The organism is Mitsuaria sp. BK041 (genome assembly GCF_014193085.1).
Classification (GTDB): Bacteria; Pseudomonadota; Gammaproteobacteria; order Burkholderiales; family Burkholderiaceae_C; genus Roseateles.
The window spans coordinates 912971-929476 of record NZ_JACHYT010000002.1; the positions used below are offsets into that span (position 1 = coordinate 912971).

The window sequence follows — 16506 nt, forward strand, 5'->3', positions numbered from 1 at the left end:
CCGCTAAAGCGTTCGCCGCCTGACTCCCAGGTCTCGGCAACGCCCGAAGACTGAATCACAGGAGTTTAAATTGGCGAGCGATTTCCTCTTCACCTCGGAATCCGTATCTGAAGGCCACCCGGACAAGGTGGCGGACCAGATCTCCGATGCCATCCTCGACGCGATCCTCGCCCAGGACCCGCGCTCGCGCGTCGCCGCCGAGACGCTGTGCAACACCGGTCTGGTGGTGCTGGCCGGCGAGATCACGACCAACGCCCACGTCGACTACATCCAGGTCGCCCGCGACACGATCAAGCGCATCGGCTACGACAACACCGAATACGGCATCGACTACAAGGGCTGCGCCGTGCTCGTGGCCTACGACAAGCAGAGCAACGACATCGCCCAGGGCGTGGACCAGGCGTCCGACGACCACCTGAACACCGGTGCCGGCGACCAGGGCCTGATGTTCGGCTACGCCTGCGACGAGACGCCCGAGCTGATGCCCGCGCCGATCTACTACGCGCACCGCCTGGTCGAGCGCCAGGCCCAGCTGCGCAAGGACGGCCGCCTGCCCTTCCTGCGCCCGGACGCCAAGAGCCAGGTCACGATGCGCTACGTCGACGGCAAGCCGCACAGCATCGACACCGTGGTGCTGTCCACGCAGCACGCGCCCGAGATGTCGCTGGGCGACAAGATGAAGCCCGAGTTCTACGAGGCGGTCATCGAGGAGATCATCAAGCCGGTGCTGCCCAAGGAGTGGCTGCAGGACACGAAGTACCTGGTCAACCCGACCGGCCGCTTCGTCATCGGCGGTCCGCAGGGCGACTGCGGCCTGACGGGCCGCAAGATCATCGTCGACACCTACGGCGGCGCCTGCCCGCACGGCGGCGGCGCGTTCTCGGGCAAGGACCCGACGAAGGTGGACCGCTCGGCCGCCTACGCGGCCCGCTACGTGGCCAAGAACATCGTGGCCGCGGGCCTGGCCAAGCAGTGCCAGATCCAGGTCGCGTATGCGATCGGCGTGGCCCGGCCGATGAACGTCACCGTCTACACCGAAGGCACCGGCGTGATCTCCGACGAGAAGATCGCGGCGCTGGTCAACGAGCATTTCGACCTGCGTCCCAAGGGCATCATCCAGATGCTGGACCTGCTGCGTCCGATCTATGGCAAGACGGCGGCCTACGGCCACTTCGGCCGCGAGGAGCCGGAGTTCAGCTGGGAGCGGACCGACAAGGCCAAGGCGCTGCGCGCCGCGGCGGGGCTGTAAGCCCTCCCCACTCCCCCGGTCATTTGCCGCGCATTCATCGATTGATGCGCGCTTGACCCCCGAAGTCAGGGCCGCCTCGCGCGGCCCTGAGCGTTTCCGGCAGCCGCTTCGCGCGGCAGAATCGCCGGATGCATCCCCTGCCCGCCGCGCCGACCCCGCTGACCATCCTGATCGTCGACGACCAGAGCGCGACGCGCGTCGCGCTGACCGCCGAGCTCGACCGCGCCGGCCACCGCGTGCTGGAGGCCGACAGCGCCGCCTGGGCGCTGGAGCTGTTCCGTCGCTACCGGCCCGACCTGGTGCTGATGGACGTCGAGATGCCGGGCCACGACGGCTACTGGACCTGCCGCGAGATGCGCGCCGCCGAACCCGGCGGCTGGACGCCGATCATCTTCCTGAGCCAGTTCAAGCAGGACGAGGACGTGTGGAAGGGCATCGAGGCCGGCGGCGACGACTACCTGGTCAAGCCGGTGTCCGCGATGATCCTGCACGCCAAGCTGCGCGCGATGCAGCGCCTGGCCCAGATGCGGGCCAGGCTGGTGCAGATGTCCGAGGACCTGCGCGCGGCCAATGCGCAGCTGGAGGAGCTCTCCAGCGTCGACGCGCTGACCGGGCTGATGAACCGCCGCGCCCTGGATGCCCGCCTGCAGCAGGAGCTGGACCTGGCCCGGCGCGAAGGCAAGCCGCTGACGTTGATGCTGTGCGATGTCGACCACTTCAAGCGCTACAACGACGCGGCCGGCCACGTCGCCGGCGATGCCTGCCTGCGTCGCATCGGCCAGCTGCTCAAGGAAACCTGCCGCCGCCCGAGCGACTGCGCCGGGCGCTACGGCGGAGAGGAATTCGCGCTGGTCCTGCCCAACACGCCGCGCTCGGGGGCGATGACCTATGCCCGGGCGCTGATGCGCACGGTGGAGCTGGCGGCCATCCCCCATCCGGATTCCCCCACCGGCGGCACCATCACCCTCTCGGGCGGCATCACCACCTGCCTGCCGGACGAGAGCACCAGCGCCGAGGGGCTGATCATCCGCGCCGACGACGCGCTCTACAACGCCAAGTCCACCGGTCGGAACCGCTTCTTCAGCTACGAGATGCAGATGGACACGGCCGAGCAGCGGCGCGCGGTCGTCCCATCGGCGGGGCCCGCCTCGCCGCCCCCCGCCACCCCCACTTGAGGCATGTCCGGACCGCCTCGCGGCGGAGCGGCCCCGCATAATCGGCCTCGGCACGTTTCGCTGCCGCCTGTCGACGACGCCCGGCCATGGACGCTTCCGCCTCGCTGCCGCCTCTTCGCATCCTGGTCGTGGACGACCAGGCCAGCACGCGCGGCTTCCTGTGCCGCCAGCTTCAGGCGATCGGCCATCACACCCTCGAGGCGGACGGCGGCGACAGCGCGCTGGCCCGCTTCGACGGCGAGCGCCCGGACCTGGTGCTGCTGGACGTCGAGATGCCCGGTCACGACGGCTACTGGGTCGCCAGCCAGATGCGGGCGCACGAGCGCGGCGGCTGGACGCCGATCATCTTCCTGTCCAGCCGCGACCGCGACCAGGATCTCTGGCAGGGCATCGAATCGGGCGGGGACGACTACCTCGTCAAGCCGGTGTCCAACACCGTGCTGCAGGCCAAGCTGCGCGCGATGCAGCGGCTGCGGCGGATGCAGGCACGGCTGCAGGAGGTGTCCGATGAACTGCGCAACAGCAACGAGCGGCTGGAGAAGCTTTCCGGCGAGGATGCGCTGACGCGCCTGATGAACCGGCGCGCCTTCGATGCCCGGCTCGCGCAGGAGATCGCCTGCGCCCGGCGCGACCAGCAACCGCTGACGCTGGTGCTGTGCGACATCGACCACTTCAAGCGCTACAACGACAGCTACGGCCACCTCGAGGGCGACGCCTGCCTGCGGCGGGTCGCGCAGTTGCTGCAGCAGACCTGCCGGCGCCCGCGCGACTGCGCCGCGCGCTACGGCGGCGAGGAGTTCGCCCTCATCCTGCCCGGCACGCCGCGTTCCGGCGCGATGACCTTCGCGCGGGCGGTGATGCGCACGCTGCGCAACTGCGACATGCGCCACCCCGATTCGGTCGAGTCCTACGTCACCCTCTCCGGCGGCATCACCACCTGCGTGCCCGATGCCGACACCAGCGTCGAAGGCCTGCTTCGCCGCTCCGACGATGCGCTCTACACGGCCAAGTCGCGAGGCCGCAACCGCTTCTTCAGCTTCGAGATGCAGATGGACACCGTCGAGCAGGCGCCCAGCGGCTTCGCGCCGCTCTCCTGACAGAACCCATGCCCCGTCGCGGTTACCGTCACGCCTTTCGATGACCGCTGCTTCCGAATGCCTGTGATCGACCACGACGCGTTGCGGCGTCACGCCATCGCCCGCACCTTCTTCAAGCCGACCACGCTGCTGCGCGCGATCCAGCGCCTGGGCTTCGTGCAGGCCGATCCGATCCGCGCGCCGGCGCGCGCGCAGGACTTGATCCTGATGCACCGGGTGAAGGACTACCGCGCCGGCCAGCTCGAGGCGCGTTACGCGCGCCTGGCCGTCGAGGAGGACTGTCTCGTCAACTACGGCTTCCTTGCGCGCGAGACGCTGGCGCTGCTGCATCCACGGGTGGCCCGGCGCGCCTGGGACGAAGCCATGAACGCGCGCGCGGCGGAAGTGCTCGAGTTCATCCGTGCGCGCGGCCGCACGCATCCGCAGCAGGTGCAACAGGCTTTCAGCCACGGCCGTGTCGCGGGTTACTGGGGCGGCGAGCTCAACGCCAGCACGCATCTGCTGGACGGCATGCACTACCGCGGCCTGCTGCGCGTGGCACGGCGCGACTCCGGCACGCGGGTCTACGAGGCGATCGAGCACGCGACGCAGGACGACAGCCCGCAGGCCCGCCGCGAGCGCGCCGGCGCGCTGCTCGACATGATCGTGTCGCTCTACGCGCCGCTGCCCTCGCCGAGCCTGGGCTACCTGACGACGCTGCTGGGCTACGGCGCGCCGCACCTCAAGACCGAGGCCCGCGAGGTGCTCAAGCACGCGAAGTCGCGCTGGGCCCATGCGAAGGTGGACGGCGAGGTCTGGTACTGGCCCTCGGACGAGAACCCTGCCTCGCGCGCCCACCGGGTCGAGCCGGAGCGCCTGCGCTTCCTCGCGCCCTTCGATCCGCTGGTCTGGGACCGCCGCCGCTTCGAGCGGCTGTGGGGCTGGGCCTACCGCTTCGAGGCCTACACCCCAGCCGCGAAACGGACCATGGGCCACTACGCGCTGCCGATGCTGTGGGGCGACCAGGTGATCGGCTGGGCCAACCTGAAGGTCGAGGCCGAGACGCTGGTCCCGGACCTCGGCTTCATCGGCAAGCGTCCGCGCGACGCGGCCTTCCGCGCCGCGCTGGACGAGGCCTATCAGGAGATGTCGGTCTTCCTCGGCCTGGCGGAGTGAAGGACGGGCCGGCGGCGGGCGCCTGCGCTCAGGCGTCGCTCAGGCATTGACCAGCGCCATCGACACCTCCGGATAACGCGCGCCGGCAACCGGATGCGCGTCGATCAGGTCGCGCAGCTCCTCGCGCAGCACGTCGTTGAGGCGGATGCGCGCGGCCATCGCGTTCTCCTCCAGCCGCACGATCGAGCGCGTGCCCGGGATCGGCATGATGTCCGGACCGCGGTCCAGCAGCCAGGCCAGCGCCAGCTGCGCCGGCGTCAGGCCGTGGTCGCGGGCCAGCGCGACGATCGCATCGGCCAGCGCCAGGTTCTGCGCCATCGAGTCGCCCTGGAAACGCGGATTGACGCGGCGCCAGTCATTCGCGGCCAGTTGATCGGCGCTGCGGATCGCGCCGGTCAGGAAGCCGCGCCCCAGCGGGCTGTACGGCACCAGCGCGATGCCGAGCTCGCGGCAGGTGGGCAGCACCTCGGCCTCGACGTCGCGCGTCCACAGCGAGTACTCCGACTGCACCGCCGCGATCGGATGCACGCGATGGGCGCGGCGGATGGTCTCGGCCGAGGCCTCCGACAGCCCGAGATGGCGCACCTTGCCGGCGCGCACCAGCTCGGCCATGGCGCCGACGGTCTCCTCGATCGGCACCGACCGGTCGACGCGGTGCAGGTAGTACAGGTCGATGTGGTTGACGCCCAGCCGGCGCAGGCTGGCGTCGCAGGACGCGTGGACGTGCGAGGGCTTGCCGTTGACGCCGGCCGACAGCCCGTTGGCATTGCGGACGATGCCGAACTTGGTCGCCAGCACGACCTCGCGCCGGCGGTTGGCCAGCAGGCCCGACAGCAGGCGCTCGTTGGCGCCGTTGCCGTAGATGTCGGAGGTGTCGAGGAAATTCATCCCGAGGTCCAGCGCCCGGTGCAGGACGGCCATCGAGGTAGCCTCGTCGGTGGGGCCGTAGAAATCGGACATCCCCATGCAGCCGAGTCCGAGCGCGGAGACCTCCGGCCCGTGGGCGCCGAGCCGGCGGCGCGGCAACTGCGGCAGGTTGTTGATCGGTTCCCTGGACATGATGGTCATGGTGCGGCTCCTTCGAAGACAAGGTCTGCGCGGCGGCCGGCATGACCGCCGCGATGCCTGTCAGCTTAGGAATCCGCCCCCACCCGGGACCAGCGCAAAGCTCGCCCGTCCTTGCCCAATCCTCCGGAACCCGCTTCCCCACGCGCGCGGGCGCTGGCGGCGCGCGCGACGGCCTTGCACAATCCGCCGCATGGTCGCACCCACTCCGATTCCTCTCGCCGACGGCTTCCCCGACGCGCTGCAGGCGCTGCGCGCGCAGATGGTGGATCTGACGCTCCGGCATGTCGATGGCGACGGCACGTCCGCCACGGCGATCCCCTGCCTGCAGCTGATCAAGGCCAGCTGCAGCACCCCCAAGACCGCGCCGGCGCTCTACGAGCCGGGCCTGGCGATCGTGCTGCAGGGCCGCAAGAAGGTGGAGCTCGGCACCGAGACGCTGTATTACGACCCGCTGCATTTCCTGCTGGTCTCGATGCCGATGCTGCCCAAGGGCGGCGTGATCGAGGCGACGCCGGACAAGCCCTACCTGTGCGTGCGCATCGGCTGCGACACCGCGACGCTGGCGGAGCTGATGCTGGAGGTCGGCCCGGCCGGCACCGATGCGCCGCCGGGGGCGCAGTCGGGACTGAACGTCGCGCCGGTGTCCGAGTCGCTGCTGGGCGCGGCGCTGCGGCTGATGCAGCTGCTGGACTCGCCACAGGACCAGCGCGTGCTGGGCCCGCTGTTGCAGCGGGAGATCTTCTACCGGGTGCTGACCGGCCCGCTCGGACCGCGCCTGCGCGCGCTGGCGCAGCAGGACAGCGCCACGCGCCGCCTGTCCCGCGCGCTCGACGAACTGAACCGCCGCTTCAGCGAGGCGATCAGCATCGACGAACTGGCCGCCGTGGCGCACATGAGCGCCTCGACGCTGCACCAGCGCTTCAAGCAGCTGACCAGCATGTCGCCGATGCAGTACCAGAAGCAGCTGCGGCTGCAGCATGCGCGGCGGCTGATGCTGGGCCACGGGCTCGACGCTGCCGCGGCGGCGCACCAGGTCGGGTATGAGAGCGCCTCGCAGTTCAGCCGCGAATACAGGCGCCTCTTCGGCACGCCGCCGCGCACCGACATCGAGCAGCTGCTGCGCGCGGGATGAGCGGCGCCATGGACACGACCTTGACCCACACCGACACCGACGCGGCGATGGCCGCGACCGATGCGATCGCCGAGCTCGGCGCGATGCTGCGCCGCCATGCGCCGCGCGAGGGCCTGTGGCCGACGGCGCTGCCGCGGGTCTGGGCGATCCGGCTGGACGCGCCGGGCGGCGAAATGGCGCATGCGGTGCAGCCGGCCTCGCTGTGCGTGATCGCGCAGGGCGCCAAGGAAGTCCACCTGGGCGACGAGCGCTACGTCTACGACGCGGCGCGCTTCATGGTCTTCACCACCGACCTGCCGGTCAGCGGCCGCGTCATCGATGCCACGCCGGAGCGGCCCTACCTCTGCCTGCGCCTGGACTTCGATCCGGAGGAGGTCGCCGAGCTGGTCGCGCGCAGCGGCCCGCCGCGCGGCCCGGCGTCGCCACCGCCAGGGGCGCTCTCCCGTCCGTCCCCGGCGCCGGCAGCGGCGACCGCCCGCGGCGCCGAGGACACGGGCCGCGGCCTCTTCGTCAGCGCGGTGACCCCCGACATGCTTGACGCGGCCGGTCGGCTGGTGCGGCTGCTGGACCATCCCGAGGACCATGCCGCGCTGGCGCCGATGGCGATGCGCGAGCTCGTCTACCGCGTGCTGCGCAGCGAGCAGGGCGAGCGGCTGGCGCAGGTCGCGCGCGCCGACAGCCAGACGCAGCGCGTGCACCGCGCCATCCGCTGGCTGAAGGCGAACTACGCCCAGCCGCTGCGCATCGAGGCGCTCGCCAGAGAAGCGCACATGAGCGCGTCCTCGCTGCACCACCACTTCCGCGCGCTGACCTCGATGAGCCCGCTGCAATACCAGAAGCAGCTGCGGCTGCAGGAAGCGCGCCGGCTGCTGATCGCGGAGGGACTGGAGGTCGCGCGCGCCGGCCACGCGGTCGGCTACGAGAGCCCGTCCCAGTTCAGCCGCGAGTACAGCCGGCTCTACGGCAGCCCGCCCTCGCGCGACGCCGCCAGGCGCCGGGACACGCCGCCCGCGCGGGCGCTGGCCTGAGCGCCCGGCGGCGGCCGTCGATCAGGCGTCGTCGCGATCCAGCGAGGCCGACAGCGCGGCATGCGCCTCGACCTCCGCCAGACGCTGGCTGAAGGTCTCCCGCGCCATGCCCAGCGCATCGGAGCCCGCCACGAAATGCAGCGGCGGCGTCGGCATCGCGGCCAGCTCGACGAAGGCCCGGCCCAGCTTGGCCGGATCTCCCGGCTGCCGGTGGTTGTAGGCCTCGTAGGTGGACAGCGGCGGCCGCGGCAGCGCGGCGTAGTCCGCGATCGTCCGGGTGCCGTAGCGCACCGAGCTGGCGTCCAGGAAGTCGGTCCGGAAGAAGCCGGGCTCGACCACCGTCACCCGGATGTTGAAGCCGGCCAGCTCCGGCGCCAGCGAGGCGCTGAAGCCATCGACGGCGAACTTCGTCGCGCAGTAGACCGCCGCGCCATCGAAGCCGCGGAAACCGCCGACCGAGGCGATGTTGATCACGTGACCGTCGCGCTGCCGGCGCATGACCGGCAGCACCGCCCGGGTGACGTGCATCAGGCCGAAGACGTTGGTGGCGAACTGGCGCTCGATGTCGTCGGCGCCGATGGCCTCGAACAGGCCCAGCTGGCCATACCCCGCGTTGTTGACCAGCACGTCGATGCGACCGAAGCGCGCGACGGCCTGCTCGACCGCGTGGACCGCGTCGGCCTCGCGGCTGACGTCCAGCGGCAGGCACAGCACGGCGTCGGCGTGCGCCGCATAGGCGTCCTGGAGCGCCGCGACATCGCGGCCGGTGGCGACGACGCGATCGCCGGCGACCAGCGCCGCCTTGGCGATCTCCAGCCCGAAGCCGCGGTTGGCGCCGGTGATGAACCAGATCTTGCTCATGGGATTCAGTCCTTGGAGGGATGACAGGGTGGAGGGATTTCCCCTCGACGGGGGCGCTTGCCGGCGGACCTCGCGAGGGATGGATTCATCGTAGGCAGCAGCCCCCGGGGCCGCATGCCCGTTCCGGCGGACCGCTTGCACGATCCGCCGCGACCGGCAGGCGGTGCTAGTCGCGCTTGTGCCGCTTGTGCCGCTTGTGCCGCCCGCCAACCGCCGGCCCTTCCGCACGATCCCCTCGTCCTGACTCGCAAGCGACGCTGCGCAATTCGCGCGCTTGCGCTACAATCCGCAGCTTGATTCGCACAAGACCACCCTCTTCAGGTCTTCTTCTGCAGCCCCTCCGGTCCCTCTCACGGACCTTTCTGCGAGCGGCTCGCACCAGCATCAACCCCCGGTTCGTGCGCTTGCGCGTTTCTGGCTTCGGCCGGTTCGATCGTCCTTGGGCGAACGGCTGCTGGAGCACCTCTTCGTGTCCCGCCCCGGCTTCGCGCCATCGAAACAGGGAAAGGGCACATTCCCAAACCGCGCCAAGACGGTTGCTTATTGCGATTGCCTGTCAAGGCGCACACCTCATGAAAACTATGCGAACCAAAAGCATTGAGGTGGGGCGATTCCTTGTCTCACCGATGACCAAACCCCATGCCGACGGCGGATTCGCCGCGGCCGTCTCGATCCGATCGGGACGCGGCATGGCCAGCATCGATCGCGTCATGCGATTCGTGCCGACCTTCGAGACCCGCCGCGCCGCGTTGCGCTACGCGGAGACCGAAGGCACGGCCTGGGCGCGCTGCCATTGACGGCGCGCCCGTGATTCCCGAGGCGAAGGCCCGCGGCAGACCGCGGCCGGCGCCCTTATCGATTTCAAGAAAGGAGCCTCCCGTATGGCCAAGGAAGAACTGATTGAAATGCAGGGTGTCGTCAACGAAATCCTGCCGGACTCGCGCTTTCGCGTGACGCTGGAGAACGGCCACCAGGTCATCGCCTACACGGGCGGCAAGATGCGCAAGCATCACATCCGCATCCTGGCTGGCGACGCCGTCTCCCTGGAGATGTCGCCCTACGACCTGACCAAGGGCCGGATCACCTTCCGTCACCTGCAGCGCTCGGCCCACTCGGGACCGCCGCCGGTCCGTCGCTGAGCGTGCGCCGCGGGGGCCGAAACCCTCGCGGAGCCTCCCGGTCATGACCACCGCCCTGCCCGACCCCGCCGCGGCGCCGGCCTCGCTCGAGGCCGACGACCCGATGCCCCAGCCGCCTGTGCAGCCGGACATCGACGCCTGCTGCGGCAACGGCTGCGACCCGTGCATCTTCGACCTGCACGACCTGGCGATGGACCGCTACCGGCAAGCGATGCGCGCCTGGAAGGCCCGCCACCCCGAGGCCGGCTGACGCCTCACCCCCACCCGGAAGGGCCGCCTCGCGCGGCCCTTCGCTTTTTCCGGCGGCCCCGTCCACGTTCGGGGGTCTCGCCTCCCTCCGACGAGGCCCCCCCCTCAGGTCGAGGGGCGTTTGCGTTTCGTGACGTTTTTGGGGACATCCTCGGGCTTCAGAACCCCCGCGCGCCCGCCGACATCCTGGACAGGCGCCGCGCTTGCCGCGCGGGCGCATCGATCTCCCTCGATCGGAGGCCCCGATGTTCATGACCGGCCAGAACCGTTTCCATGTCGCGCGTTCCGACGCCCAGGCCAACCTGCGCTTCGCGCTGGCGCGGCTGAGCACCGACTGGCGCCACCTCGACCCGTTCGGACTGGAGGTGCTGCTGCGCCACCTGCTGATGGCGGAGCACCGCTGCATGCCGCATCCCAGCGTGCTGCGCGAGCGCCCGACCAACCGCTGGCTGCTGCCGCGGCTGCGTCGCCGGCGCATCGAGGTGGCGGAGCGGCTGGTGGCCGTCGGCGGACGCGTCAGCCATGCGAGCCTGGCGCGGGTGCTGCCGCGCGGGCATGACTGGCCGGGGGTGTCGGCGCTGGTCGGGCGGCATGCCTGGGATCCGGTCGAAGGGCGCCAGCCCCGGCCGCGCGTCCCGGTCCTCGAGGACGCGCCGGCCCGCCCTCAGGCGGCTGCGGCCAGCAAGGCGCGGGCCACTTCCGCGAAACCGTCGCCGCGCTCGCTGGCGGTGACGTAGGCCGGCGGGTGATCCAGCATCGGCAGGAAACGCGCGATGTTGGCCACCCCCACCGACAGGGGCACCCGCTCGAACATCAGCTGGTCATTCGTCGAGTCGCCGACATAGACCCACTCCCGCGGATCGAACGCTCGCCCGGTCAGCCGCCTCACCGCCCACTGCGCGGCGGTCCACTTGCTGTGTTCCCCGATCCAGCCGTTGACGTGGATCGAGCTCACCGTCGCCACCAGCCCATGGGCGCGCATCAGGTCGCAGACGGCGGCGATCGCGTCGTCGTCCAGCCGCGTGAATTCGCTGTGGTCGACCGCGATGTCGGTCAGCCGCCCCGCGCTGTCGCGCGCCAGCTGGGCGCCCGGCACCGTCGCCACGATCGCCCCCGCGCAGGCCTGCAGACGCGCGAAGTTCTCCCGTCGCGTCGCGTCGTCCTGGGCGAACTCGGTGACCAGCGCGTCGTTCTCCCGGTGCAGCAGCACCCCGCCGTTCTCCGCCACGATCCCCCGCAAGGGCCAGTCCAACGCGAAGGGCGCGCTCCAGCCCGCGGGCCGGCCGGTGATCGCGATGACGGGGACGCCGGCGCCCTGCAGCCGATGCAGGGCCGCCAGCGCGGCGGGGGCGATGTCGCCCTCGGCCGTCAGGGTGTCGTCGATGTCGGTCAGCACCCCGCGCAGGGGGAGCCAGGCCGCGCGGGGACAGTCGCTGAGCGGGGGGATCGTTCGCATGGGGGGCGATTGTGGCCCCGACCGTGACGCTGTCATCGAGCCGTCGAACGGAACATGTCTACAATCGCGCCCTGTTCCGAGGAGCGTTGCGACCTCCCATCCCATCGAGGCCAGGCTCGGAACCGCCGCGCGGCGACGTGCCCGCGGCCATGGCAACCGCGCTCACCCGTCGACCCTTCGCAGGCCGGGTGAGGACCGAGCGGCAAGTGCCCTCCCCACTTCTCCCCATGTCCTGATCGCTGGCGTCGACGGCCCTTCCTCGCAGGAGTCCGCATGAACGCCCAACTGAAGCCGCTGGCCCAAGACCAGTACCTGATCAAAGACCTGTCGCTGGCCGACTGGGGCCGCAAGGAGATCAAGATCGCCGAGAGCGAGATGCCCGCGCTGATGGCGATCCGTGAGGAATACGCCGCGGCCCAGCCGCTCAAGGGCGCGCGCATCACCGGCTCGCTGCACATGACGATCCAGACCGCCGTGCTGGTCGAGACGCTGCAGGCGCTGGGCGCCGAAGTCCGCTGGGCCTCGTGCAACATCTTCTCGACGCAGGACCACGCCGCCGCCGCGCTGGTCGCCGTCGGCACCCCCGTCTTCGCCTACAAGGGCGAGACGCTGGAAGACTACTGGGACTACACCCACCGCATCTTCGAGTTCGGCGCCAAGGGCCAGGCGGGCGAAGGCCCCAACATGATCCTGGACGACGGCGGCGACGCGACGCTGCTGATGCACCTGGGCCAGAAGGCCGAGAAGGACCTGTCGGTCCTGGCCAATCCGGGTAGCGAGGAAGAGCGCATCCTGTTCGCCGCGATCAGGAAGAAGATCGCCGAAGACGCGACCTGGTACACCCGCAAGAGCGCCGAGATCATCGGCGTGACCGAGGAAACGACCACCGGCGTGCATCGCCTGAAGGAGATGTCGGCCAAGGGCACGCTGCTGTTCCGCGCGATCAACGTCAACGACTCGGTCACCAAGAGCAAGTTCGACAACCTCTACGGCTGCCGCGAGTCGCTGGTGGACGGCATCAAGCGCGCCACCGACGTCATGGTCGCCGGCAAGATCGCCGTGATCGCCGGCTACGGCGACGTGGGCAAGGGCTCGGCGCAGGCGATGCGCGCGCTGTCGGCCCAGGTCTGGGTCACCGAGATCGATCCGATCTGCGCGCTGCAGGCCGCGATGGAGGGCTTCCGCGTCGTGACGATGGAATACGCCGCCGACAAGGCCGACATCTTCGTGACCACGACCGGCAACAAGAACGTGATCCGCCACGAGCACATGGCCGCGATGAAGCACAACGCGATCGTCTGCAACATCGGCCACTTCGACAACGAGATCGACGTCGCTTCGCTCGAGAAGTACGAGTGGGAAGAGATCAAGCCGCAGGTGGACCACGTGATCTTCCCGGACGGCAAGCGCATCATCCTGCTGGCCAAGGGCCGCCTCGTGAACCTGGGCTGCGGCACCGGCCACCCGAGCTACGTGATGTCGTCGAGCTTCGCCAACCAGACCATCGCGCAGATCGAGCTGTTCGCGCACAAGGACGCGTATGCCGTGGGCCAGGTCTACGTGCTGCCCAAGCACCTGGACGAGCACGTCGCGCGCCTGCAACTCAAGACGCTGAACGCGCAGCTGAGCGAGCTGACCGACGAGCAGGCCGCCTACATCGGCGTGTCCAAGTCCGGCCCCTACAAGCCCGACACCTACCGCTATTGATCGACTGACCGTCGACTGAACCGAGACCCGACCATGCGTGCTGATCAGCGGCTTCTTTCCCTTGGCCTGGCGCCCACGCGCTCGGCTGCCCAGCGGCTGATCGACGCACGCGCGGTCGAGTGGGAAGGCCCCAAGGGCTGGACCGTCGTGCGCAAGTGCGGCGAGGACCTGCCCGAGACCACCCCCATGCGCGTGACGAACGACGCCGAACTGCGTTACGTCTCGCGCGGCGGGCTCAAGCTCGAGGGTGCGCTGGCCAAGGTCGGCGTGTCGGTGACCGGCTTCTCGGCCCTGGACATGGGCCAGAGCGCGGGCGGCTTCACCGACGTGCTGCTCAAGGCCGGCGCGGCGCACGTGACCGGCATCGACGTCGGCCACGGCCAGCTGCACGAGACCTTGAAGGCCGACCCGCGCGTGACGGCCCTCGAAGGCATGCACGTGAAGGACTATGTGCCCGCCGAGCCTTTCGACCTCGTCGTGGGCGACCTGAGCTTCATCTCGATGATCGGCACGATCAAGCACGTGGCCGGCTGGCTCAAGCCGCAAGGCCAGGCGCTGCTGCTGATCAAGCCGCAGTTCGAGCTCGGCCCCAAGGCCTTGAACAAGAACGGCATCGTCAAGGACAAGTCGCAGTACGCCGTGGTCAAGGAACAGGCCGTGGCCGCCGCCGAGAAGCGCGACCTCGTCGTCAAGGGCTGGTTCGAAAGCCCCGTCACCGGTGGCGACGGCAACACCGAATTCTTCATCTGGATCCAACAACCATGACGACGCCGGTCAGCATCGAATTCTTCCCGCCCAACACGCCCGTCGGCACCGAGAAGCTCAAGACCGTCGTGCAGGAACTGCGCGCGGTGAATCCGCAGTACTTCAGCGTCACCTACGGCGCCGGCGGCTCCACGCGCGAGAAGACGCTGTCGACCGTCGCCGACATCGCGTCGCAAGGCTTCGATGCCGCGCCGCACCTGTCCTGCGTCGGCTCCACGCGCGAGAACATCGCCGAGATCCTGGCGACCTACCGCGCGCAGGACATCCGCCGCGTCGTCGCGCTGCGCGGCGACCTGCCCAGCGGCACGGCCACGGCGGGCGAGTTCCGCTACGCCGCCGAGCTGGTGCGCTTCATCCGCGAGACACAGGGCGAGGACTGGGACATCGAGGTCGCCGCCTATCCCGAGTACCACCCGCAGCAGCGCTACGCGGCGCGCGACCTGCAGTTCTTCGCCGACAAGGTGCGCGCCGGCGCCAGCGGCGCGATCACGCAGTTCTTCTACAACCCCGATGCCTACTTCCACTTCGTCGAGGCCTCCCGCGCCCTGGGCGTGGAGGTGCCGATCGTGCCGGGCGTCATGCCGATCAACAACTACGCGCGCATCGCGCAGTTCGCGCAGCGCGACGGCATCGAGATCCCGCGCTGGGTCGCGCTAAAGATGGAGGGCTACATGGATGACGCCGCCTCCGTGCGCGCCTTCGGCCTGGACGTCGTCACGCGACTGTGCGAGCGCCTGATCGCCGGCGGCGTGCCGGGGCTGCACTTCTACACGCTCAACCAGAGCGCGCTGACGCTGGAGTTGTGCAAACGCCTCGGTCTCGCCGCCCAAGCTTGACACCGCGCAAGCGGTCCGCGCCGCCGCGGGCGGTCTTCATGCCGCGCCGCCGTTCCTTGTGAACGGTCAAGGCCAGCGGCCCGAGGCCCACGTTCAATGCCGGTCACCCATTGACCAGGAGTGAACGCATGTCCCGCATCCCCACCCGATCCCGCTTGTCCCTCGGCGCCGCGGCGCTCATGGCGCTCACGGCGCTGATGACGACCACCGCGCTGCCCGCGCACGCGCAGGGCGGCCCCTGGGTGATCCGCGCCCGCGCGGTGAACATCGACCCGGCGGACAAGGACCGGACCGGCCTCGGCCTGTCGCTGAGCCGCAAGACGATTCCCGAAGTCGACATCAGCTACTTCATCACGCCGAACCTGGCGACCGAGCTGGTCCTCACCGTGCCGCAACGGCACACGCTGCGCAGCAACGGCGTGCGCATCGGGACCGTGAAGCACCTGCCGCCGACGCTGACGCTGCAGTACCACTTCAACCCGGACGGGCAGTTCCGCCCCTACCTTGGCGCCGGCCTCAACTACACGCGCTTCTCCAGCGCCCGCTTCGAGCCGGCCGTGCAGGCGGCGCTGACGCCCAGCATCGAGAAGCAGAGCGTCGGCCTGGCCCTGCAGGCCGGTTTCGACGTGATGCTGGATCCGAGGTGGTCGATCAACCTCGACATCAAGAAGCTCAAGATGGACACCGAGGTGCGCTCCAAGGGCGCGTCGGTCGGCAAGTTCAAGATCGATCCGCTGCTGATCGGCGTCGGCGCCGGCTATCGGTTCTGAGTCCCAGAAATCCGTTTCATCCCCTCGGCCCTCGCATCGGCTGAGGGGACGGCGCAAGCAGCCAAACGTCGGGATTCTTGACAGTTCGTTAAAACCGCACGCGCGGAGCGCCGGGAATTGTTCACGGAAACAGCGCCAAGTGCCTATGCCAGAAGGGATTCGAACGCCATCCCTAATTCATTGGCATGAACACTGCTTACATGGAGTCACAAGCCACCTTTTTTGTGACCCTGACTCCATGAACTTCAAGCGTCTGCTGGCCGTCTGCGCCGCCTCCCTGACCACCGCCTTCACCGCCCAAGCCGCGGTCGTGACCGCCTCCAGCACCACGCCGACCGCCATCTGCGACCGCTGCGTCGTGACCTCCACGCTGAACGTCGACACCCGCGGCACGCTGAGCGACGTGAACGTCTCGATCGTCGACCTGCGCCACACCTATGACGCCGACCTGGCGATCTGGCTGATCGCGCCGACCGGCACCACCGTCCAGCTGTTCAACCGCCGCGGCGGATCGGCCGACAACTTCTTCAACACCGTCTTCGACGATGCGGCGACCACCGCCGTCGCCAATGGCGCCGCGCCGTTCACCGGCAGCTTCCGCGCGGAAGAACTGCTGTCGGCCTTCAACGGCCAGGACGCCTTCGGCACCTGGACGCTGCGCGTGGCCGACCTGGCCGGCGCCGACGTCGGCGTGATCAACAACTGGAACGTGCAGCTGACGACCGTGCCGGAGCCGGGTTCGCTGGCGCTGGCCGGGCTGGCGCTGGTCGGCCTGGGCATGGCGCGCCGCCGCAAGGCCTGAGGCCGGCGGGCGAGCGC

General features: G+C 69.7%; 18 protein-coding genes and 1 riboswitch. Of the genes, 15 read left to right on the forward strand and 3 right to left on the reverse strand.

Annotated features, from left to right (window positions below):
* The first annotated feature begins 70 nt into the window (after window positions 1-70).
* The 4 genes from metK to FHT38_RS19815 all read left to right on the forward strand — a co-directional run bounded on the left by metK (window position 71) and on the right by FHT38_RS19815 (window position 4676).
* Window positions 71-1249 (forward strand): methionine adenosyltransferase, encoded by a 1179-nt coding sequence (gene metK, locus FHT38_RS19800; RefSeq protein ID WP_091727749.1) that lies wholly within the window; start codon window positions 71-73, stop codon window positions 1247-1249.
* Between the two features lie 128 nt (window positions 1250-1377).
* The gene (locus tag FHT38_RS19805; RefSeq protein ID WP_183492989.1) at window positions 1378-2424 is read left to right on the forward strand and encodes a diguanylate cyclase domain-containing protein; all 1047 of its coding nucleotides are present in this window, start codon (window positions 1378-1380) and stop codon (window positions 2422-2424) included.
* Between the two features lie 86 nt (window positions 2425-2510).
* On the forward strand, window positions 2511-3521 hold the full coding sequence (locus tag FHT38_RS19810; protein ID WP_091727757.1) for a diguanylate cyclase: 1011 nt from the start codon (window positions 2511-2513) through the stop codon (window positions 3519-3521).
* 57 nt (window positions 3522-3578) lie between these two features.
* Window positions 3579-4676 (forward strand): DNA glycosylase AlkZ-like family protein, encoded by a 1098-nt coding sequence (locus tag FHT38_RS19815; protein ID WP_183492990.1) that lies wholly within the window; start codon window positions 3579-3581, stop codon window positions 4674-4676.
* Window positions 4677-4715: 39 nt separating this feature from the next.
* Here FHT38_RS19815 and FHT38_RS19820 read toward each other — a convergent pair whose 3' ends face one another.
* A complete protein-coding gene (locus FHT38_RS19820) occupies window positions 4716-5744 on the reverse strand; it encodes an aldo/keto reductase (protein ID WP_255488870.1) in 1029 nt (342 codons plus the stop codon).
* A 190-nt stretch (window positions 5745-5934) separates the two neighbouring features.
* Here FHT38_RS19820 and FHT38_RS25480 point away from each other — a divergent pair, with 190 nt between their 5' ends.
* Window positions 5935-6876: an AraC family transcriptional regulator gene (locus FHT38_RS25480; RefSeq protein WP_183482859.1), complete on the forward strand. Its 942-nt coding sequence runs from the start codon at window positions 5935-5937 to the stop codon at window positions 6874-6876.
* 8 nt (window positions 6877-6884) lie between these two features.
* Window positions 6885-7904 carry an AraC family transcriptional regulator gene (locus FHT38_RS19830; RefSeq protein ID WP_183492991.1) on the forward strand — a complete coding sequence of 340 codons (1020 nt, stop codon included), beginning with the start codon at window positions 6885-6887 and terminating at the stop codon, window positions 7902-7904.
* Between the two features lie 21 nt (window positions 7905-7925).
* On the opposite strand, the gene FHT38_RS19835 is transcribed toward FHT38_RS19830, so the two are convergent.
* Complete coding sequence (locus tag FHT38_RS19835; RefSeq protein WP_183492992.1) at window positions 7926-8765, reverse strand: SDR family NAD(P)-dependent oxidoreductase; 840 nt, start codon at window positions 8763-8765, stop codon at window positions 7926-7928.
* 626 nt (window positions 8766-9391) lie between these two features.
* Here FHT38_RS19835 and FHT38_RS19840 point away from each other — a divergent pair.
* The 4 genes from FHT38_RS19840 (at window position 9392) to FHT38_RS19855 (ending at window position 10890) form a co-directional block, all read left to right on the forward strand.
* Window positions 9392-9562 carry a hypothetical protein gene (locus FHT38_RS19840; protein ID WP_175538353.1) on the forward strand — a complete coding sequence of 57 codons (171 nt, stop codon included), beginning with the start codon at window positions 9392-9394 and terminating at the stop codon, window positions 9560-9562.
* Window positions 9563-9646: 84 nt separating this feature from the next.
* Window positions 9647-9904, forward strand: coding sequence for a translation initiation factor IF-1 (gene infA / locus FHT38_RS19845; RefSeq protein ID WP_091727775.1), 258 nt, complete (start codon window positions 9647-9649; stop codon window positions 9902-9904).
* A 43-nt stretch (window positions 9905-9947) separates the two neighbouring features.
* Entirely contained in the window at window positions 9948-10154 is a 207-nt protein-coding gene (locus FHT38_RS19850) for an oxidoreductase-like domain-containing protein (protein WP_091727779.1), read from the forward strand.
* Between the two features lie 244 nt (window positions 10155-10398).
* On the forward strand, window positions 10399-10890 hold the full coding sequence (locus FHT38_RS19855) for a hypothetical protein (RefSeq protein WP_183492993.1): 492 nt from the start codon (window positions 10399-10401) through the stop codon (window positions 10888-10890).
* On the opposite strand, the gene FHT38_RS19860 is transcribed toward FHT38_RS19855, so the two are convergent.
* A complete protein-coding gene (locus FHT38_RS19860; RefSeq protein ID WP_183492994.1) occupies window positions 10818-11609 on the reverse strand; it encodes an HAD family hydrolase in 792 nt (263 codons plus the stop codon). The two genes, FHT38_RS19855 and FHT38_RS19860, sit on opposite strands and share 73 nt — an antisense overlap.
* A gap of 72 nt (window positions 11610-11681) precedes the next feature.
* Window positions 11682-11780: riboswitch (S-adenosyl-L-homocysteine riboswitch) on the forward strand.
* Between the two features lie 102 nt (window positions 11781-11882).
* On the opposite strand from FHT38_RS19860, the gene ahcY reads away from it, so the two are divergent.
* The 5 genes from ahcY to FHT38_RS19885 all read left to right on the forward strand — a co-directional run bounded on the left by ahcY (window position 11883) and on the right by FHT38_RS19885 (window position 16489).
* Window positions 11883-13316 carry an adenosylhomocysteinase gene (gene ahcY, locus FHT38_RS19865; protein WP_183492995.1) on the forward strand — a complete coding sequence of 478 codons (1434 nt, stop codon included), beginning with the start codon at window positions 11883-11885 and terminating at the stop codon, window positions 13314-13316.
* A gap of 33 nt (window positions 13317-13349) precedes the next feature.
* Window positions 13350-14081, forward strand: a complete 732-nt coding sequence (locus FHT38_RS19870; RefSeq protein ID WP_183492996.1) for a TlyA family RNA methyltransferase — start codon at window positions 13350-13352, stop codon at window positions 14079-14081.
* Window positions 14078-14917: a methylenetetrahydrofolate reductase [NAD(P)H] gene (gene metF / locus FHT38_RS19875; protein WP_091727800.1), complete on the forward strand. Its 840-nt coding sequence runs from the start codon at window positions 14078-14080 to the stop codon at window positions 14915-14917. The genes FHT38_RS19870 and metF overlap by 4 nt, the downstream gene beginning before the upstream one ends.
* Window positions 14918-15045: 128 nt before the next feature.
* Entirely contained in the window at window positions 15046-15687 is a 642-nt protein-coding gene (locus FHT38_RS19880) for an OmpW/AlkL family protein (protein ID WP_404935736.1), read from the forward strand.
* A gap of 238 nt (window positions 15688-15925) precedes the next feature.
* Window positions 15926-16489, forward strand: a complete 564-nt coding sequence (locus FHT38_RS19885) for a proprotein convertase P-domain-containing protein (protein WP_183492997.1) — start codon at window positions 15926-15928, stop codon at window positions 16487-16489.
* The last annotated feature ends 17 nt before the right edge of the window (window positions 16490-16506 follow it).